The 20,636-nt window shown below is 50.1% G+C and carries 13 protein-coding genes; 10 read left to right on the top strand and 3 right to left on the bottom strand.

Annotation, left to right across the window (positions count from 1 at the left end):
- The first annotated feature begins 13 nt into the window (after window positions 1–13).
- From ACSF8W_RS12115 to ACSF8W_RS12085, 7 genes are all read left to right on the top strand, one after another.
- Window positions 14–2,521 carry a polysaccharide lyase 8 family protein gene (locus ACSF8W_RS12115; protein WP_500847585.1) on the top strand — a complete coding sequence of 836 codons (2,508 nt, stop codon included), beginning with the start codon at window positions 14–16 and terminating at the stop codon, window positions 2,519–2,521.
- A 55-nt stretch (window positions 2,522–2,576) separates the two neighbouring features.
- A complete protein-coding gene (locus ACSF8W_RS12110) occupies window positions 2,577–4,985 on the top strand; it encodes a polysaccharide lyase family 8 super-sandwich domain-containing protein (RefSeq protein ID WP_500847584.1) in 2,409 nt (802 codons plus the stop codon).
- Window positions 4,986–5,193: 208 nt separating this feature from the next.
- Window positions 5,194–5,979, top strand: coding sequence for a DNA-binding transcriptional regulator KdgR (kdgR, locus tag ACSF8W_RS12105; RefSeq protein WP_500847583.1), 786 nt, complete (start codon window positions 5,194–5,196; stop codon window positions 5,977–5,979).
- Window positions 5,980–6,584: 605 nt separating this feature from the next.
- Window positions 6,585–8,006 (top strand): OprD family outer membrane porin, encoded by a 1,422-nt coding sequence (locus tag ACSF8W_RS12100; protein WP_500847582.1) that lies wholly within the window; start codon window positions 6,585–6,587, stop codon window positions 8,004–8,006.
- 163 nt (window positions 8,007–8,169) lie between these two features.
- Complete coding sequence (locus ACSF8W_RS12095) at window positions 8,170–8,748, top strand: DJ-1/PfpI family protein (RefSeq protein WP_500847581.1); 579 nt, start codon at window positions 8,170–8,172, stop codon at window positions 8,746–8,748.
- Window positions 8,749–9,122: 374 nt separating this feature from the next.
- A complete protein-coding gene (locus tag ACSF8W_RS12090) occupies window positions 9,123–10,772 on the top strand; it encodes a phosphoethanolamine transferase (RefSeq protein ID WP_500847580.1) in 1,650 nt (549 codons plus the stop codon).
- Window positions 10,773–10,806: 34 nt separating this feature from the next.
- Window positions 10,807–11,175 (top strand): diacylglycerol kinase, encoded by a 369-nt coding sequence (locus tag ACSF8W_RS12085; protein WP_500847579.1) that lies wholly within the window; start codon window positions 10,807–10,809, stop codon window positions 11,173–11,175.
- 100 nt (window positions 11,176–11,275) lie between these two features.
- On the opposite strand, the gene ACSF8W_RS12080 is transcribed toward ACSF8W_RS12085, so the two are convergent.
- Entirely contained in the window at window positions 11,276–11,476 is a 201-nt protein-coding gene (locus ACSF8W_RS12080) for a hypothetical protein (protein WP_428479229.1), read from the bottom strand.
- Between the two features lie 404 nt (window positions 11,477–11,880).
- On the opposite strand from ACSF8W_RS12080, the gene ACSF8W_RS12075 reads away from it, so the two are divergent.
- Window positions 11,881–12,471 carry a DUF1471 domain-containing protein gene (locus ACSF8W_RS12075; protein WP_500847578.1) on the top strand — a complete coding sequence of 197 codons (591 nt, stop codon included), beginning with the start codon at window positions 11,881–11,883 and terminating at the stop codon, window positions 12,469–12,471.
- 84 nt (window positions 12,472–12,555) lie between these two features.
- Here ACSF8W_RS12075 and ACSF8W_RS12070 read toward each other — a convergent pair whose 3' ends face one another.
- Window positions 12,556–14,406, bottom strand: coding sequence for an ABC transporter ATP-binding protein (locus ACSF8W_RS12070; protein WP_428479227.1), 1,851 nt, complete (start codon window positions 14,404–14,406; stop codon window positions 12,556–12,558).
- Between the two features lie 280 nt (window positions 14,407–14,686).
- Between ACSF8W_RS12070 and ACSF8W_RS12065 the strand changes: the two genes are divergently transcribed.
- Complete coding sequence (locus ACSF8W_RS12065) at window positions 14,687–15,550, top strand: SMP-30/gluconolactonase/LRE family protein (protein ID WP_500847577.1); 864 nt, start codon at window positions 14,687–14,689, stop codon at window positions 15,548–15,550.
- Between the two features lie 136 nt (window positions 15,551–15,686).
- Window positions 15,687–16,310, top strand: a complete 624-nt coding sequence (locus ACSF8W_RS12060; protein ID WP_500847799.1) for a LysE family translocator — start codon at window positions 15,687–15,689, stop codon at window positions 16,308–16,310.
- Between the two features lie 83 nt (window positions 16,311–16,393).
- Here the strand turns inward: ACSF8W_RS12060 and ACSF8W_RS12055 are convergent, their stop codons facing one another.
- On the bottom strand, window positions 16,394–20,584 hold the full coding sequence (locus ACSF8W_RS12055) for an AsmA family protein (protein WP_500847576.1): 4,191 nt from the start codon (window positions 20,582–20,584) through the stop codon (window positions 16,394–16,396).
- Window positions 20,585–20,636: the final 52 nt, after the last annotated feature.

Raw genomic sequence — 20,636 nt, 5'->3', positions numbered from 1 at the left:
TAGAGACTCTTTTATGAAAACAATGTCTTTGTCTTGCCCGTCTGTTACTCGCTTGTCGGTATCGACAGTGGCGATTGCGTTAACTCTGGCTTTGAGTGGCTGTCATTCTGATGATCTGAATTCGGATGGCCTTACATCAGAGTCGATCCCTGCTATTCCGCTTGAACCGTCGATCCCAACGCCGCCGGAGCCGGTTGAGATCCAGTACGGTAAAATCATTGATAAGTGGACGTACCCGATGGTGCTGACCGCTGAAGAACGAGAAAAAGAGATCTATAAAGCGGTCTTGGCTTCCCGCTTTGATGCGGGACGTAGTGCGCAGGAAAGCATGGTGCGTGATCAAGCCGATCACTTGTGGGCAACCCATGTGTTGGTCAGTGATGACGCCGGCACCGTGCACAACAAAAATATGATGGCGAGCTTTAACTACCTGAAAACCATGGCGCTGGCGTACAACAGTTTTGACGAACTGGCCACCGATGCAATGCGTGATGACATTGTGTATGGTCTGGCATTCATGCTTAAAGACTATTACGCCACCGGAAAAACATCGACGGGCAACTGGTGGGAATGGGAAATCGGTGTACCGAAGGTGCTGTACGATACCTTGTCTTTGATGGAAGGCCACATTACACCCGCCCAGCAAGCGCAGTTTGATGACATTGTGAAAATGGCCAATGACGCGACTCGCTGGTTTGTCCCGGATCCAAACTGGCAGCACTATGGCGAAGGGGCAACCCGTGAGCCAATGGCGGCTGAAGGTGCGAACAAAGTCGATTTATCGTTAGTTGTTTTGATGCGTGGCGCATTCGAACAAAATGATGCTGACATCAAGATGGCGATTGATGCCTTACCGACGGTATTGGCCCCTGTGACCACCGCGAATGGTTTCTACGATGACGGCAGCTTTATTCAACACGCTAACATCCCGTATATCGGCACCTATGGTGTCACCTTGCTCTCTGGGATCGGTAAAGTGATGAATGCGATCACGGACACCGGGATTGATTTGAGTGACGCACGTTATCAGACCATCAACGAATACTTGTTCTCGGCGGTTGAGCCGTTCATGTATGAAGGCAAAATGATGGATGCGGTGAGTGGCCGTGCCATTGCCCGTGGTTGGGTGCAAAATCATGCGGAAGGCCGCAGCGCCTTGAATGCGTTGTTATCGTTTTATGACTCCCGTGATGCTGAGACACAAGCGCGTTTGGGGCAGTTGATCAAAAGCCACTTAGCGTTAGATCCAGAGACCTACTTTGCGACCACTGGCGATCTGAACTTGTTGTCTGTGGCGGATCGCATCATGACAGATGCAGATTTGAAGCCACAAATGGCCGCACCGGGTAACTTCATGTTCTACAACCAAGATCGCGTCGTGCATCGCGGTGATAACTATGCCTTGTCACTGTCACTGCACTCTGATCGTATCGGTAACTATGAATGTCTGACCACCACGAAAGAAAACTTGAAGGGGTGGTACACCGGTGACGGTATGACGTATTTGTATGATGCGGATCGCCATCAATACACCGACTGGTATGCGCTGGTGGATAAACGTTACCTGCCAGGGACGACCACAGATGGCGCGACCTTGCCGGATTGTGGTGGTCGCCGTCAATATGACAATACCAAGAAAGACATGACGTGGGTGGGTGGTGCCTCTAACGGTGATATTGGCCTGTATGGGGCAAATTTCTACAACCACAATAACACCCTGCTCGTGAAGAAATCTTACTTCATGTTTGATGATGAAATTGTTGCTCTGGGGACGGATTTCTCAGCCAAAGGCAACAAGGGTTACACCGTTATTGATAACCGTAAGCTGAATGAAACGGGTACTAACGTGTTAACCGTTGATGGTGCACAGTGGACCCCGGAAAACAACCAAGTCGCTAAGCCCGTCAATAGCTTCCATGTGGCGGGCAATGTGGACGGATCTGCCTTGGGCGTGTACTTACCGACGGCACAATCGGTCACGATGAAATACCATTCGCGCAATGGTGACTGGAAAGTGTTGTATCCGGAAAACCTCAATAAGATGGACGACACCCGCGTGTCAGGGTGGGCACTACAAACGCAGATTGAGCACAACAATGACAGCAAAACCGCGTACAGCTACGTGTTATTGCCGACCTACAATGCTGAGCAAACCGCCGATTATGGCCGTAACCCCGATGTTGAGATTGTCGCGCAAACGGCCGATTTCCATGTTGTGGTAGAAAATACTCTGAAAGCGGTAGCGGCTAACGCGTTCAGTGAAACCGCGCAGACCAGTGCGCAGGTGAGAACGGTCGGTGAATTGTCGGTGCTGATGGTGCGTGATGGTGATCTGGCGAAAGTCTGGATCAGCCAACCGACGCGTACAGATAAAGCGATACAGGTGTCCTTCCCGCAGGCAATGGGCGATGCCCTTGTCAGTGATGAAGATGATCGCGTGTCGTTGGTTGATGGTTTCTGGCAGGTAGATACGACAGAGCTAGACGGTGAAGCGTACTTCTTCTCTTACCGTGTTAACTGATAGTATCTGTAAATAATGGGCATCGAAAGGTGCCCATTTCTTTAGGTAAGCCGCGATGAAAAAACACAATGAGGATGCACATGTGACCATTGACTACGCCCGCTTTTTGGATAACTGGACCTATCCATCACGGTTAACGGCGGCAGAGCGAGCACATGCGTTATTGGTACCGGTACTGTCACAGCGCGCTGAAACCGCACAACAATGGTTTCAGGCGTTATTGAAGAGTGCACAAGTGTATCCCCAACACAGTCAGCCTGTTATATGGGGGGATCTGCTGCTGTTTAATGACGACGGCACAGTACATAACCGCCATATGGAGCATACCTGTTACCGTATTGAACATCTGGCCTTGGCGTATCGTACTTGCCCGGATTGCCATACTGCAGACATGCGTCATGCGATCACCCATGCGTTGACCGTGGTATTGACGCATATTTATGTTGAAGGAGCACGTAGTACCGGTAACTGGTGGGAATGGGAAATTGCGGTGCCGAAGTCACTCTATACGACGTGTGCCTTGTTACGTGATGAACTGCCTGCCGTGCTGATTGAAAAGCTGAACAGTGCGTCACGCTATATGACCCCCACGCCGTATTGGGAGCACCATGGTCCCGGCGCCACACGACCAACGATGCGTGCCCACGGCGCGAACTTGGTTGATCTGGCGATGGTGGTGTTATTGCGTGCCATGTTTGAACAAAACGATGACGATATTGCGCTGGCGATGACGGCTATCCCCACCACGCTGGAGCCTGTTACATCGGGCAACGGTTTTTACCGTGATGGCTCGTTTCTTCAGCATGTGAATATTCCCTATATCGGCGGGTACGGGCTGGTCTTACTGAATGGTATCGCCCATGTGCTGTATGCGGCGCAAGAGACAGGGTTAGTGGTATCGGATCCGCGTTACGCGTTGATTGACGATTACTTGATAGGCTCAGTATTGCCTTTCATGTATCGGGGAAAATTGATGGAATGCGTTACTGGACGCGGTATTGCCCGTGGCTGGCGACAGAATGAAGGGGAAGGCATCGCGGCCTTGGCAACGTTGTTGCGTTTTTATCCCTCTCGTCAGGCCACAGTGAAACCGCGTTTAGCGTCCGCGATCAAACACCACTTAGCTTTTCATGGTGATCGTTTTTATCACGGCCAAAGTGAACTACAGGTGTTACTGAGTGCGTTGGCGATCGCGCAGAACTGCAATGTGGCAGGGGAAGATGCACAGCCACAAAATCAACTGTTTTATTGCCAAGATCGTATGGTGCATCGTGGTAACGGGTTTGCTTTCTCGATCTCTCTGCATTCTGATCGTATTGGTAATTATGAAAGCCTGACGACGACCGAAGAGAACCTCAAAGGGTGGTACACCGGCGATGGTATGACGTATCTGTATGACAACGATGATCGTCAGTATCACGATTGGTATCCGCTGGTGGATAAACGCTTTTTACCGGGAACCACCACCGATGGCCGTACCTTGCCCGACTATGGCGGCTGCCGCCAATACGATGATGTGAAACATGACATGCGTTTTGTTGGTGGGGTATCCAACGGGGAGATGGGGCTGTTTGGTGCCGATTTCTATAACCATGACAATACGTTGCAGGCGAAAAAAAGCTATATCTGCCTCGGCGATCAGATCGTCATGATGGGCTCGGATATTCGATCCAAGCAGGGCAACGCCTTTACGACGATCGGCAATACGCAATTGCATGATCTGAGCCAAGCCACGTTAACCGTGGACGGGCAGGTGCAATCATGGCCGACTGATGCGATGAAAAGCTACGAGGTCGACGTAGAGCAGCATATGCATTGGGTACAAGGTGACGGTGAGACAAGGTCACAGTGTGGGGTTTACCTGCCTTTCGCACAACACCTGTTTGTTCAAACAGAAATGCGTCAGGGAGACTGGAACGATCAGTTTCCAGAAAATGCGCGCAACTTGCCTGTGACAAACGTATCGGGGGCGGTGTTGCGTGCGACGATTGCCCATAATTTAATACACGATGATGGTAAATCAATACAAGAATACGATAATGATCAACGTTATGCATATTTATTAATGCCAAACTGCACAGCTGTGCAGTTAACAGTGTTTGCTGCGCAACCTGATTGGGACTGGCTGAGTCTTCGCCGTGATTTGCATGCGGTGTACCACCGTACTTCGCAAACCTTTTTTGCCATTAACTGGCAGTCTCGCAGTGCATGTGACTATGCCTGTTTAGACGGTGAAATGATGCTGATGACCCAAGTACACGGCAATGTTTGTCATGTTTGGTTGAGTCAACCGACACGCACCAATATGCCTGTCTCATTCGGTTTATCGACGATCCCTATGGGGGAATTAATAACCGATCCCGAGTGCCGTGTTCAGCGCGTGTCTGGGGACTGGGTGGTCGATATGAAAGACCTTGAAGGAGCGACATACCACTTTCGTTTTTATTGTGGTGCGTCGTATTAAATGGAAGGGAAGTAAGGCGTTGATAGCATCATCTATCACGCAAGAATATTCCCATTATTAGTAGATAACTCAAACTGAAACACGTGTTTCATTTTTATTGGTGTACGATTGATTTTTTGTGTAATTTGCATAAAATAAGCGCTATTCGTTGCGGTTCAAATCTTTCAAACCTTATGAAGCGCACACCGATTGAGTATAGGATGAATGAATGAGCAATAAGCAACCTGAATCAGTATCTTCCGTTCAAAAAACGATGGCTATCTTTGAAACACTGTGTACTGAAAAAGAAATCGGGATCAGCGATTTGTCACAGCGTCTGATGATGTCGAAAAGTACGGTGTATCGTTTTTTACAAACAATGAAAACCTTAGGTTATGTTTCTCAGGAAGGGGAAACAGAACGTTATGCGTTAACATTGAAGCTGTTTGAAGTCGGCGCGGGCGCGCTATCCAATATTGATATTATCTCTTACGCCCACTCCGAGATGAGCAAAATCTCTGATGAAACGATGGAAGCGTTGCACCTGGGCGCCCTTGATGGTGACAGCATCATCTATATCCATAAGATTGATTCAAAGTACAAGTTGAGCATGCAGTCCCGTATTGGCAAGCGTAATCCACTGTACAGTACCGCAATTGGCAAGGTGCTACTGGCAGAACGCTCGGAAGAGGATGTACGTGAACGCCTGAAAGACGTGGTGTTTACGCAATCAACGCCGAAAACCCACAAAGGCATTGATGAACTGCTGGCGGAATTGCCAAAAGTGAGTGCGCAAGGGTACGGTGAAGATAACGAAGAGCAGGAAGTGGGCTTACGTTGTCTAGCAGTGCCTGTCTATGACCGTTTTAATCACGTGGTTGCTGGCATGAGCATTTCTCTGCCAACCATGCGTTTTACGGAGAGTAAAAAAGAAGAGTTCATTAAATTGCTTCACGCTTCTGCCGCTGAAGTATCAAGCCGTCTAGGTTGTAAAGAATATCCTTCTTTCCCATAAGCTTTCCCATCAGTGTGATTCATCACTCATTATAAAAACCGCCTGCTAAAAACAGGCGTTTTTTTTATTCTGTTTTTTTGTTTCCCTGTTATGAAATTTCGTCATGCACATTATCTTCTTGCGTTTATCGTCTTGTTGCCTGATGACGCAAGGTGATGAACAGGGGGATCGCATTTTACGTGTGCGTGGTACCGCACGATCGGGCGATACTTGCTTAAAATGGCGCTAATTATCTGAAAAAATTATAGATAACCACCCTGTGTCTTCCTCGTACGTACGCTGTTCTGGCGACAATTCCTTTCTATAGGCGCGCGGTTGTATCGGCGAATTTGCCGCCGCCATAAAGATCATGTGTATCATCACATTTTTAAATAATAGATATATACGGTAATTGTTGTGCTACATAATGCGTTTTGTGATCCGCAACAAATAAATCTATCAACTTGCTCGGCACGCAATTCCCCTAAAAATGAAATGCCTTTTCGAAGTATGATGAATGTCATAATTATTAAAACTGAAATGATGTTTTGTTTTATCTTTAATCGTACATGCAATAATATGATTTCAATCTTGAAACACACCCTACAAACTGGTGGAATATAATTATGAAAAAGCAGGCAAAGCGTTTATCTGTGCTAAGTTTGTCTATCGCCTCAGCATTAATGGCGTTTAATGCACAGGCTGAGTTAGACCCAAATATTGTGGAAAACCAAAGTGTCGCAGCGATCGATTTATCTGATGCTGCTAAGCAAGCGTTTTATGAAGATTCAAAACTGAATGTTCATACGTTCCTTTATATTCGTGACCGTGAAGAGCGTGCACCGGGTGCAGACTTTAAGCCACAGATTGAAAACCAAACGCTGCAGCTCGCCTTTGATTACCGCTCTGGTTACTTTAAAGACGTAATCGGTTTTGACCTATGGGGCAGCACCTTGTTGAAGATCGGTGACACCGTAGGTCAGTCAGAAATTCTGCTGTATGACTACGACTGTAACGATGATGGCAAAGGTGGCGATGGTTGTGAAAAAACCAATACGTCGTTGAACATTGCTGCACTGAAAATGAAGCTGGGTGATGAAGAACTAGGCTTCGCGGCACGCGGTGGTTACACCCGTATCAACATGGGTACCATCCGTTCTTCTTGGGGCTTGAACCCACATTCATACCGTGGTGTGGAAGGTAAATTATCAATGGGTAACCTACACGTAGGTTACGCATGGGCGGATCAGTTTAAGAACGATTGGTCTGATGAATTTAAAGACATGACAAACGCATGGCACCAAGGTGATCCAAGCATGTCTCCTGCGAAGAAGATTGATTTTATTCACTCTATCGGCGCGATCTATGAGCTAGACAATGGCGTGATTGACCTAGGTTACGGCCAAGGTAAAGACTACCGTGACAACTGGCAGGCGTTGGTGAAGTACGGCTTTGATCTTGGTTCTGACATGAAGTTGAACACGGCGTTCTTCTACCATGGCGGTAAGTACATCGAAGGCGAAGTATCTAAAGTTGATGATGCTGAAGTGGAAAGCTACATCGCGCTAGGTGCTGATCTGAAGACTGGTGGCTTTAACTTCCGCTTTGCATATAGCCAAACAGATGCACCAAGTGATCCAGGTGGCGCGTACAACTTCCGCCTAACGCCTTGGGCTAACTCTGACAACCGTAACTTCATGCAAGCCACCTCTCAGATTGAAGACTACAACCCAGATGGCACGAAAGCCGTTAAGTTGGGCGTAGACTATAACTTCGCATCTTGGGGTGTTCCAGGCCTGAGCATGGGCCTAAGCGGTAACTACGGTTGGGACGTTATCACAGATAAAAGTAAGAAAGCAGCTGATCGTACGTACGACGGTACCATGTACTCTATCGACTACAACATTCGCTACCGTTTCCTAGAAGGCGATCTAAAAGGCTTGAATGTGAACTTCTTCCCTGCGTACTTCCGCTCAGAAGACACGAACTACAAGTACGATCGTAACGACATGAAACTGATGATGTCTTACTCATTCGGTATTCGTTAATACGCAGTTTTAGATAATTAACTGTCGCTAACTGAAAGCCTCGTTCGCGGGGCTTTCTTTCTACACCACTGACTGTTGCGATGTTTTTGTTATGACGCGGGTCATAACAAAGAAATTGCCGTTTGATTGTTCGAATGCGCACACGATCCCTTTAGGAGACATCATGAACCAAAAACGTATCGCTGTATTGCTTGCCGATGGCTTTGAAGAAGGGGAAGCAGTCGTTTTCATCGATATTATGCGTCGCATGGAAATGACGGTGGATGTGCTGTCATGCATGGAAACCACCACACTGAATAGTTATTTTGAAACGCGTATTTCAGCGGACGATACGCTGAAAAATTGCTTTGACTGCACCTATGATGCCGTCATGATGCCAGGGGGCCCGAAAGGTACCGATAATTTGTCGGCGAACCCAATGGTGATTGAGTTTCTTAAAAGGCATATCGCGGAAGATAAATATATCTGTGCGCTGTGCTCGTCAGGCGCAAAGGTGCTTGCGGCGCATGGTTTGTTGCAGGGCCGTGAATATACCACGGGTGACAAACTGGCGGAAAATTTCGCAGATGGTCAGTACGTAGATAAAAAAGTGGTTGTATCTGATAAATTTATTACCGGTAAAGGGTTGGGTGTCAGCTTTGAATTCGCTTTCACTGTTGCACAGATCCTGCGTGATGATAATCCCGGTAAAGTGGAGTGGCAGGCAAACCATGTTTATTTTGACCACTGGCCGTTTCGCTAATACTGATTGTTTTTCCTGAGTGTCTTTTCTTTGATTATCCATTGTTGTTTAAATACTGTTGTTTGAAACTGTTAATGTAAATAGTTGTTGTTATACCTCCGTTGCCCTGATGCTTTCAGCATCAGGGCTTTTTTTGCCTGTTTTCTCAGGATCGCCCCATGTTCTCTTCACTTTTTCCCCTTCATGTATCGCCAACGACGCACCTGTAGTGATCAACCATTGTCTACCATTTTCTACTGTTATTCGCCGCTAACGCCGCTTGGCTCCTCAACTAAGACCTCATCCATACAATGTCAGACAATAAAGTGCTTTGTTTTTTCATACACTAACCTTGTCTGTGAAGAAGGAATAAAGAAGGAATGTAGGTGCCAAGTATGAAATGTCGAATGCGCAGTGTGGTTTTTACCCTGTTGATTGTCTTCTATTTTACCGTTTTTCAAAACCTGGCGTTGTGGCATCACCTGTCAGCCTTGTTTGATGCGCAGGCTATACAAGGGTGGGGGTTTTTGCTCTCTATTCCGCTCTTTATTGCGGCGCTGATGAACGTGGTGTTTACGCTGCTGATTTGGCCGCGCGTGTATCGGGTGATTTTGCCTGTCTTGATCATTGCCGCGACAGGGGTGACGTATGCCATGTACCAGTATGGTGTGGTGTTTGATCACGGCATGATGGTTAACGTGGTCGAAACCGATACGCATGAAGCGACCAGTTACCTGTCGCCAGTCATGTTGGTCTGGTTTATGGGCTTAGCGGTGATCCCACTGTTATTGCTTTTCCGTATTGATGTCGACTTTGGCACGTCACCTCGTCAGTTATTGCTACGCAAAGGCGGGGCTCTTTTGTTGTCTGTTGTGGTGGTGGGCGGCATTGCGGCGGGCTATTACAAAGATTATGCCTCGCTATTGCGCAATCACAGTGAAATTAAAGCCATGATCAACCCGACTAACTTCCTCAGTGCCGGGTATCGGGTAATGAAAGAACGGTTGTACGAAGCGCACTTGCCGTTTACCGCAATAGGGACGGATGCGGTGGACAACAATGCAGTACAAGGCAAGACCGAACAAGGAAAGACCGGTAAGCCCAATGTGTTGGTACTGGTGGTGGGTGAAACCGCCCGTGCACAAGATTATGCATTAGACGGCTATGCACGAAACACGAACCCGTATCTATCGAAAGAAGCCGAGGCCGGTGGCCTTTTGAGCTACCAGCATGTGACCTCTTGTGGCACCGCCACGGCCGTGTCGGTACCGTGTATGTTCTCGCGCATGACCCATGATAACTACAATGCGCTGACAGCCCGTCATCAAGAAGGGTTGTTGGATGTGTTGCACCATGCAGGTGTCGCGGTGACGTGGATTGATAACAACAGTGGCAGCAAAGGTGTGGCGGATCGTGTGAATGTGATTACGACGCAAGGATCACAGGATCCGGCATTGTGCCCAGATGGTTTGTGTTACGACGGTATTCTCCTCAAGCCATTACAGCAGCAACTGGCACACGCGACGAATGACAGTGTGATTGTCTTGCACCTGATGGGCAGCCATGGCCCGACGTATGCGAAGCGCTATCCAAAAGCCTTTGAACGCTTTACGCCAGTGTGTGAGACCAGTGATTTACAACGTTGCTCGCAACAAGAGTTAGTCAACACGTATGACAATAGTTTGCTGTATACCGATTACGTGTTGGATCAGATCATCCAGCTGTTAAAACACGAAAGTGGGCAGGTGAACGCCGCCATGCTGTATGTGTCGGATCACGGTGAGTCACTGGGCGAGAACGGGATTTACTTGCACGGTATGCCGTACGCGGTCGCACCGTCGCAACAAACGCACATTCCGATGATCACTTGGTTTTCGCCTGATTTTACTCAGCACCAACGCCTTGATGGACAGTGTATGTCACAAGTAGCACAACATGATAAACTGTCGCACGACAATGTCTTTCATACCGTGTTGGGGATGATGGATGTGAGTAGTCATGAGTACCAACCACAATTAGACATGCTGGCGGCGTGTCGGTTGTGAGCCGAATTGAAATGAATGTAATACAGAGAAGCGTATGAAACCCGGAGCAACAGGCATAACGCGCATTATGAATGCGACCGTTTATTCTATCCAAGGACTGAAAGCCGCGTGGCAAAACGAAGCCGCGTTTCGTCAAGAAAGCGTATTGCTGCTGATTGCGATTGTCGTGACCAGCGTGTTACCCGTGACGGTGTATGAGCAGGTCGCCATGCTGGCGTGTATCGTGCTAGTGATGATTGTCGAGCTGATCAATTCGGCGATTGAAGCGGTGGTGGATCGCATTGGCCCTGAGCATCATGAGCTGTCTGGTCGAGCAAAAGACATCGGTTCAGCGGCGGTCTTCGTTGCCATGGTGCTCACCGGCATGGTGTGGGCCGCGGTGTTGTTCACGACCTACTTCTGACGGTCTTTACGGGTCTTCTAATAGGACATCGACAATAAAAAAGCCACGTGGGCCTTGTGCCTAACGTGGCTTTTTTGTAAACGGTAGAGAAGGCGAGTATTTAGCTGCGCGAAATCGTCCATTCAGCATGGCAGTCTTTACACGTTAATTGTGCATCACTGATGCTTTTCCCGACGATCTGGGTTTGGCTGGATTGACACTCAGGGCATTGGGTGCGAGAAGGGGGACAGTTGAGTTCAACGCAATGGTTGTGGTTGTCTTTGGCTTTAACCATGGGTTGTTTGCAATCAGGGCACAACATTATTAACACTCCTTATTAAACCACTGACCTCTTGTCAGTGCTGCACACATTACTTCTTCTCACGTCAGTATGAAGAGTGGGTAACGTTAAAAAAATAACCTATAGCGTTGTAATAGCATTCTTGCGCAGGCATGACTATCTTGATGGGTGAATTGTTATCCATTTGTTGACTGAGATCATAATTAACTTTAAATAGCGTAAAATCCTGTTGATAATTGAAAACTTTGCTTGTGATGTTATTTTTTATGAGGAAATACAGGGAGGGGAGTTGTAAGTGATTTGTTGATGGTTTTGGTGTGATTAATTGCATATGCAATAATGATTATAGTTACAATAAAAATAATTTGTTATTCAGTTATATCATGGGCTTGTAGTATGGCTCCCTTTTAAAATACCTCCTACCCATGAAAAAAACGTTCTATATCGCATTAGTGACACTTACATTAAGTGGCTGTTCTACCCCCAAGGTCCGTGTAATTCAAGATGCTCGCTCTGTTTCTCCAATTTCAGAGGTGGGTATTGGCCAGTTAAATTGTAATTTAATTCATACCTATACGTTACGCGATGCGCATCCGAATAATGTTACGCCAGTATTGATGAATGAAACGCACTCTGCTGGCGGGGATCGTTACCGCATCTCATCTGTGTTGGATACGCGCCGAGGCCGTCCAACCGATGTAGTGGCAGAGATCTATCGTTGTAATGAACCGGGTAGAGTGAAGCCTGCTGGGATGGTTAACTTACTGCCTGGTGCACACAGCGTTGAGCCGATTTCTTTTGCAGAAGTAGAAAATAATGCATGTAAAGTATTGAGCAGTTATGTTGTGGAGCCGACACGTCCTGACAGTATTTACAATGAATTGGCCAATGAAGTGTTTATGCGTGGTGGTAACCGTTACCACATCACGAAAATCATCGAGACAGATGGCGCAGATCCTACGTCTGTCGCGGCGGATATTTATCGCTGCAAGCACCGTTCGGTTAACTTTGACTAAGCGTTAGCATGGTACGTAGATAAAAAGCCCGACGTTAATGTCGGGCTTTTTGTTGGGTGATGATCGTTTAAGCAAGCGAATCGTTTAGGAAGCCGGTGTCAGTGACACATCTTCGGCAATAAACCCGCCCGTTTGGTGATCCCACAACTGGGCATAAATGCCGTTGTGCGCCAAGAGTTCCTTGTGGGAACCTTGTTCGACGATTTGCCCTTGATCGAGCACGATCAAACGGTCCATCGCTGCAATGGTCGATAGGCGGTGGGCAATCGCAATCACCGTCTTGCCTTCCATTAGCTCATACAAACTTTCCTGAATTGCCGCTTCGACTTCTGAATCCAGTGCAGAAGTGGCTTCATCTAAAATCAAGATTGGGGCATCTTTCAGCAGCACACGGGAAATCGCCACGCGCTGACGCTGGCCGCCAGAGAGTTTCACCCCGCGTTCACCCACTTGCGCATCGTAACCCACGTTACCGTGTGGATCGGTCAGGGTTTCGATAAATTCATGGGCTTGCGCTTGCTTAGTCGCGTTCAGCAGTTCTTCTTCCGTCGCATCTGGGCGGCCGTAGAGGATGTTTTCACGGATAGAACGGTGCAGCAGGGACGTGTCTTGCGTCACCATGCCGATCTGTCCGCGCAGCGATTCTTGCGTGACGTCCGAAATGGTTTGGCCGTCAATCTTGATCGCGCCGGATTCCACATCGTGGAAGCGCATCAGCAGATTGACCAAGGTCGATTTACCGGCACCTGAACGGCCGATCAGGCCAATTTTTTCGCCCGGTTTGATGGTCAGGTTCAGGTTATTGATCACCCCTTTCTTCTCACCGTAGTGGAAGCTGACATTATCAAACGCAATGCCACCTTGCGGTACATTCAGATCCGGTGCGTTGGGTTTATCTTCAATCGCAATCGGCTGCGACAGTGTCTTCATGCCATCCACCACCGTACCGATGTTTTCAAACAGACCGCCCACTTCCCACATGATCCATTTGGACATGCCATTAATGCGCAGTGCCAAGCTGACCGCAATGGCAATGGCGCCAATACTGATGGCAGACCCCGTCCATAGCCAAATTGACATACCGGCAATAATGAACACCAACAGGTAGTTGATCGCTTCAACCGACAAGTTAAACCCGGTCACCAATCGCATTTGGCGGTATACCGTGTCAATGAAGCCCGTCATGCCTTGCTCGGCATACTCGGTTTCACGGTTCGTGTGTGAAAACAGTTTAACGGTCGAAATGTTGGTGTAACTGTCGACAATACGGCCCGTCATGGTTGAACGTGCATCGGCTTGTTCGGTCGCGACGGATTTGAGTTTGGGCACGTAGTAGCACTGAATGCCAATGTATGCGGCAAGCCAAAGCAGCATCGGGATCATCAGGCGCGTGTCAGCTTGACCAATCATCACGATCATTGAGGTGAAGTACACCGTGATGTAGACCAGTACATCGAGCAGTTTCATGACCGATTCACGTACCGCCAAGGCGGTCTGCATGACTTTGGTCGCGATACGGCCGGCAAATTCATCTTGATAGAACGAGACGCTTTGGCGCAGTAAATAGCGGTGGGCCAACCAGCGGATCGACATCGGGTAATTGCCGAGCAAGGTTTGGTGGATCACCAACGAATGCAAGGTGACCAAGACAGGGACAACCACCAGCACGACGAGGCCCATGCCGATCATCTTGCCGCCTTCTTCGGCCCAAAACGTGTCAGGACTGTGGGTGGTCAGCCAATCAACCAATTGCCCCATGAAGCCAAACAGTGAGACTTCGACAATCGCAATTAAGGCGCTGAGGACAGACATGGCCAGCAACGGCCAGCCAAAGCCACGGGTATAGTAACGGCAGAAGGCAAACAGGGTATTGGGTGGCTGTTTGGGATCATGAGGAGGAAAGGCTTCGGTGAGCTTTTCAAAACGCGTGTACATAAATCGAGGATTCCCATTGGTGACGTTTTTCAACGTGTGGGTGCGTATTTTACCTGCCCGTGCGAGCAGAAGTAAGGCGCACAGGCATTCTTTCTTGGCTATTTCACGGTTCTCAGTTGATAGATCACATAAAAGGGGTGTAACACAATGAAAGCCCAAGGCTTATGGGGCGTGATGTTGAATCGTACTGCATGATTTTATTCTGAAAAAGGGTAGCGCGGCGTGATACTGCATGGTTAACTTGGCGCAAAGACAATGATCGTGATAGTAAGGAATATTCATGAAAGATGTGCAGTCATTAGCCCTTGATTTTCACCCTTTAGTGGCACAGGGGTTCACCCTCGCGGAATGTCCGCGTTGGGATTGGCGTCATCAAATGTGGTGCTGGGTCGATATTGCCGAAGGGGAGATCTGGCGTTTGAAAGACGGCCAGCCGCAAGCGCGCCGTTGGGACGATATGCTGGGCTGTTTTGCCTTGTGGCAAGAAGACGGTTATGTGCTGGCGACCAAAACGGGCATGTACCTGTTGGAAGACTGGGACGCCGAGCGCGAATTGATTGCGCCGTTGCAGAAAACTCATCCGCGCATGCGCTTTAACGATGGCCGTGCCGCTCCCGGAGGGCGTTTTGTTGCCGGTACCCGTAATGGCGCCAAAGAAGGCGATCAGGGTCAGTTTTACCAATTGGCGCAAGGGGGTCAGCTACAGGCGATGCCGATGTTCGCGTGGACATGCAACGGCTTGGCCTTCTCACCGTGTGGCAAGACGCTGTATTGGGCCGATACCGGATCCAGTTTGATCTACCGCGCCGATTATGATCCTCAAACGGGTAAATACGGTGACAGCACGATCTTCTGTGATTTGACCGAGTTTGATGGTCGTCCGGATGGTGCCAGCGTCGACAGCGAAGGCGGTTACTGGGTGGCGATGTACAGCGGTCAGTCGGTGGTACGTATTGCCCCGAACGGTGTGGTGAGCCATGTGATCCCGGTGCCGTTAGAAAATCCCACCATGGTGGCATTGGGCGGTGAATCGGGTCATCAGTTGGTGGTCACCAGTGCCGCAGGCAGTGATAAGCCGGGTGAAGTGATCACGGCAACGGTGGATTGGCAAGGCATCAATGAGCCGCTCATTACCACATGGTAATAATGAGGGGCATCGCGGCTTTTTCAGACGCGGAGAGAGGCTGAAAATACGGCAAGGCGCACAGACTGCGGGATAAAAACAGGTACAGTAGCGCACAATGGATGGGGTAAACCGTAAGGATTGTGTGTAGTTGGACGTGTATCTCGATGTATTAATGAACGTGGTCGTGATTTGGACGGTAGCGTCTATCACGCCGGGCGCCAATGTCATTTTAACCATTAACAGCGCGCTCAGTACGGGACGCCGCCAAGCCAGTGGCGCAGCCGTCGGCGCGAGTGTCGCGGTGATGTTGTGGGGTGCGTTGGGGGCGTCGGGCTTGTTGGTGGTGCTCAATAGCATGCCGGCGTTGTTTACCGTGATGAAAGTGCTCGGTGGCGGGTACTTGATCTATTTGGGGATCACCCGTTGCTACCGTGCCCATAAGTCGGTGTCGGCGTTAGAGCTGGATGCCAGCCAGGCTAAATACAGTGGTTTTTATCCGTTACTGCGTCACGCCTTTATCACCAGTATTTTGAACCCGAAAACCGGTTTGTTCGTGGTGAGTCTGTTTTCCTTGGCGATGCCAGCCACCATGACCGTCAGCCTGACCGTGACCACCATGTTGGTAATGGGGGGCATTACCTTGCTTTGGCACAGTTTGCTGGTGGTGTATTTCTCACAGGCGCGTGCCCAAGCCTTGTACCGCCGTTCGACCAAGTGGGTGGATTATGCTACGGGGGGACTGTTTACCCTGTTTGGGGTAAAAGTACTGGCGAGTTGATGGCAGACGCTGATCTGTGCAAAAACAGCACCGTAGAAAAACACAAAAAGAAAAACGCCAGCCTGATGAGGGCTGGCGTTTTTTTATGGCTGCGTAAATGGCGGTCGGTAGTGAGGATGACGCGGGTGTGAAGCGACGGGCACCGCTGTCATCGCGGGGGCACTGAGCGGCTGGCCTTGCCAGATCTTCTCACACTGCGCACTGCCATCGCGAGGCAGGGGCTTTTCCAGCAGCCAACGCAGCGGTGAAATGACCGGGCTGGTGGTAAAGCGCACCGAGGTTTCCAAAATCGCCGCCAGCGGTACGGTAAAGTCAAAATGTTCAAACTCACCAAACACTTCTACCGGTGTTTGCAGGCTGAAGATTTGCGCGCGTTTGGATTGCGGTTGCAAATACACTGAGAAATCTCGCGCCGCATAACTGGCGTTAAAGTCCCCTTTGACCTGAATACGGGTGGTATCCAGCAGCAAATTACGCTCTTTCATTGTACCATTGGCAATGTCAAAGCCCCCCGCGACACAGTTTAATACCGACGGATCGTTATTGGTGAAGGTCGGGACAATCGCATCCGTCAGGCTGACCGCCCACAAATCAATCAACTCGGCATCGTAGGTTTTCGGCCAGACGGAAAAGCCTAAGAAGCCGTCGGCGTTATTCAGTAACGTATCCGGCGAATTGGCGAGACTGGTCAGTGAAAACTGGCTGCTCAAACGACCGTGCATATCACTGTCGGGTGACAGGCGACGTGCCAGTACGCCGTAGTCGACGTTTTCCACCTTACCGTTTAAGGCGATATCGAACATCTCGCCGCGGGCTTTGATGGTGCTGTCGACATGGATATTCCCGCCCGGTAGCTGAATAAACAGCGGGTCGAGTGTGAAGACGCCGTCTTGCAATTGCCAAGCAAGGTTACCCGCGCCCAACCAATCGTTGCCTGAACGCACGTCATTCACCGCCAACGAGAAACGGGCATTGAGCGCGTCTAATCCTGCCGGACTGATCAGTGATGCTGGTACGCTTGCGTTTTCTTTGGTGTCGGCCTCTTTCGTTTCGTTTGGCTTGTTGCTGTTTGCTGCCGGTTTGTCGGTGATGCGTTGCCATGCCTGCCAGTGATCTACCTTAAAATCATCCAATTGAATGAAAGGGGCGGTTAAGATCAGGGTGGCATCCGGACGGTCACTGCCGCTGGTTGTCAATGCTGATGCTGATGCTGATGCTGATGCCGGCGGAATAAAGGTACCGTGGCCGCGCAACTGGCTGTCGTTTACGGTGATCAGCAAATCATTAAGGTGATAGCCTTTGCGATCCATCAACAGTTGACCGTCGACGGTAACCGGGCCGTAGGGCGGTAAATCAATCGCAGCGAAGGTTTCTAAGCGATCCAAGTTCGGCGTAGTGGCGTGGAAGGTTAGGTTTAGCGTTTTGGGGTCAAGCGGTAATGCCACGTGCGATGAGGCATTGAAACGCATATCTCCCAACGTGACAGCCAAGTCCACCGGCAGTGTTGAGCGTCCGTCGTTGGCGGCTTTTAACGCCAGTGACGTCAGGCTCAGGTGCATGGGCTTGCTGGCGGCCATGCCTGACAAGGTGAAAGCGGTGTCGGTGTCTGGTCCGGTGACAAAACGGCCTTCTTTTACGTGCAGTGTTAAGGCTTTTCCCGTGTAAGTGTCAGCTAACGTCGCGTAACCACCGCGTAAAATGGCCTCGACCTGCGTGTGTTCCATTAACTCCAAAAGGGTGCGGCCAGAGACCGCCACAGACAATTGCGCGTGTTGTAAACGCATGTCGAGATTATCGGCAATGTCAAAGCGTGAGGCGATATCACCGAGGTTCGGTTGCTCGACAGAGAGTGTCAGCGCGGCATGGATATTGGCCGCATTGATGCCCGCATCTAACTGGCCATGGACATCGCTGCCCGCATACTGTGCCGAGATCGGAGCGTGGCGCATCTTGCCGTCGCGGATTTGGCCATTAAAAGACAGATCATCGATCGACTGTTCGCCCCATATGAATTGCTTCGCCTGAAAGTGCAGGTCGGCATCGGCAATCACCACATCGCTGCCCAGCAGGGGCACATTCAGGTTCACCCCTTGGGTGGGAACCGTCTGTTCGATTTGTGGCAGTTCATCCTCATTCATGAAGTGACCTAACTGGGTCAGATCAAGCCGTGAAAAGTCCGCATTCACCGCTAAGAAAGGGGCTGCACGTTGCGTGTTTTCCGTATTTTCAGTGGTATCGATAGGGCGCCAGCGCAGGGCCACATCCCCTTCACTGTTAAGCAGGGATAGGTCTGGCATATCAAGGCTGATCCAGCCGTCTTGGTAGCGCAGTTTACCGTCGAGGTTGATCTCTCCGCGCATGGTGGTTTGGGTACCGAGCCACGGGCTGAGTTGGCTCACATCGGCACTTTGAACATCCAGATCAAACCAACTGCCTTCTTGCCAGCGGGTCTGTTTGAGCAAGCCTTCCGCCGTCATGTTAATCGCCGGGCTGTCGACCGTGATACGTGCGGGCCAATCTCGGCCGATCATGATGTCTTGCAGGTTACCGGCTTGCGCGTCGATTTTTACCGGTACGTCCATCAGCTGGCCCCGGATCTTGGAATGAAACGGCACATATAAACCGGCATGTAAACGGGCTTTATCAATGCGAAATTGCGCGCCATCACCCCATTTGACGTCGGCGTTGTCCATCGCCAGTGTCAGCTGTGAGTTGTCTAGCCATTCGCTGAGTTTCGTCCCTTCAGTGGTCACCGTTAACTGTGCGCTGTCCAAATGGCCGTGCGCGTTGTGGATCCCAGTCAGCCAGTGTGCCATTTCACCTAAAGGGGAATTGTTGGCCCCCATTGTGATGGCCAAGTGGGATGACCATTGGGTGGCATCCAAGGTGGCCTCACCGCGAAACGGTACCTTGGCGATATCTGCGCTGATCGGGGCGGATAATAGGCCTTCATCGCCTTCAATACCGAGCGACAGGTTTTCAACCGGCGTGCCTAGCCCTAAGATTTCGTCAATGGTGATGGCGAGGGACGTGCTGGTTTTATTGAGCCATTGATCTAAGGCTTGTTGCAGTGGCGAAGGTTGGGGTGGCGCGCCAAAGGCTCGCATCATCATTTGCGGTTGCGGGGCTAACCATGGGCGCAGGTCGATGTGTTTGAGGGCTAAGGCGCCGTCAATGGTGTTGTGTTGACCCAGCTCGATGTCCAGCTGTCCCGTCCCTTGTGTGACCGGGCTGTCAATCTGCAAGTTATTGATAGAGAGCGTATCACGTGAGGCGGCGATCTGGCTGGTGATCGTCAGTGGCGCGACATATTTAATGTCTAATCCCAGCATTGCAGCCAGTGGGCGGGTATCTTCCCACGTCAGGCGCACATCAGCCTGTGTTTGGCCTTGTGCAGGGGGCTGTACGTTAGCGCTCACTGACAGATTGGCACCGGCAAAGTCACCGACCAGTTGCAGCTTGCCGCGTTGTTGGTTGATCAGGGTATCGAGCTCCCCGTTCAACTGCAGGTGATAAGGCTGACCGATGGCTTCGCCGCTGGCGGTCAGTTGCCACTCTCCGTTCGTCGCCCCTCCGTTAGCCGTCTCTGTGTTAGGGGCCAAAGTCAGTTCGTGCAAGTAGCCATCAATGTATTGGCCTTGCTGTTGATCGTCATACACCAGCGACAGGTTTTTTGCCGTAATGTGGTGCGTTAACGCCAGTTGAAAAGGCAGACCATGGGACGCGTCCGTTTTTTCCGTGTTTGCTGCCTTGGCTGCGGCAGGCGCAGCAGGCAACGCAGGGGAGGGTGTTGGTGGCGTGCTTAACGGCCAGTTAGCCTGACCTTGTGCATCTTTCCCCAGATAAACAGCAATGTCTTCTAATTCGACTTGCTCAACGGTAATGGTGCGGTTAAGCAGTGGCAGCAGGGCAATTTGCGCATTGATCTTGCCCGCTTCGACGAAGGGCTGCCAACTGAAGGTGTCGGTATTGGCAATGGTTAGCCCATCAAGGCGGATCGCCGGCTGAAACGACAGGTTTAGGTGGATTTCCCCACGAATCTCCGTGCTGCGATCTAAATGGGTCGACAGCCATTGGCTGATAGCGGTGCGGTAAGGGGTTACATCCAGATCCAGCCCATAACTGAGCAAAGCGGTGGTGGCAGCCAGTGGGGTGAACAGGCCCCAGCCGAGCCATGTCAGGCACGTTTTTAGTGGGCGCTTAGGCGGCGGATTGGGGTTATTTTTATTATCAATAGCTGCGGCGGCTGATTGATTCTCTGAGTGGATAGTCATTGCCGTTTCAGTGCCATTCATTAGGTCAGTATCAAGCGATCCGGTGCGCTCT

Source organism: Photobacterium sp. 270122K (assembly GCF_059941365.1).
Note: the sequence above shows the minus strand (reverse complement) of the source record. Positions and strands in the feature narration are given on the sequence as shown.

Bases quoted from the DNA above. Each gene is read 5' to 3' on its own strand.
- ACSF8W_RS12115 (WP_500847585.1), top strand. From the start codon at position 14: ATGAAAACAATGTCTTTGTCTTGCCCGTCTGTTACTCGCTTGTCGGTA.
- ACSF8W_RS12110 (WP_500847584.1), top strand. From the start codon at position 2,577: ATGAAAAAACACAATGAGGATGCACATGTGACCATTGACTACGCCCGC.
- kdgR (WP_500847583.1), top strand. From the start codon at position 5,194: ATGAGCAATAAGCAACCTGAATCAGTATCTTCCGTTCAAAAAACGATG.
- ACSF8W_RS12100 (WP_500847582.1), top strand. From the start codon at position 6,585: ATGAAAAAGCAGGCAAAGCGTTTATCTGTGCTAAGTTTGTCTATCGCC.
- ACSF8W_RS12095 (WP_500847581.1), top strand. From the start codon at position 8,170: ATGAACCAAAAACGTATCGCTGTATTGCTTGCCGATGGCTTTGAAGAA.
- ACSF8W_RS12090 (WP_500847580.1), top strand. From the start codon at position 9,123: ATGAAATGTCGAATGCGCAGTGTGGTTTTTACCCTGTTGATTGTCTTC.
- ACSF8W_RS12085 (WP_500847579.1), top strand. From the start codon at position 10,807: ATGAAACCCGGAGCAACAGGCATAACGCGCATTATGAATGCGACCGTT.
- ACSF8W_RS12080 (WP_428479229.1), bottom strand. From the start codon at position 11,476: ATGTTGTGCCCTGATTGCAAACAACCCATGGTTAAAGCCAAAGACAAC.
- ACSF8W_RS12075 (WP_500847578.1), top strand. From the start codon at position 11,881: ATGAAAAAAACGTTCTATATCGCATTAGTGACACTTACATTAAGTGGC.
- ACSF8W_RS12070 (WP_428479227.1), bottom strand. From the start codon at position 14,406: ATGTACACGCGTTTTGAAAAGCTCACCGAAGCCTTTCCTCCTCATGAT.
- ACSF8W_RS12065 (WP_500847577.1), top strand. From the start codon at position 14,687: ATGAAAGATGTGCAGTCATTAGCCCTTGATTTTCACCCTTTAGTGGCA.
- ACSF8W_RS12055 (WP_500847576.1), bottom strand. From the start codon at position 20,584: ATGACTATCCACTCAGAGAATCAATCAGCCGCCGCAGCTATTGATAAT.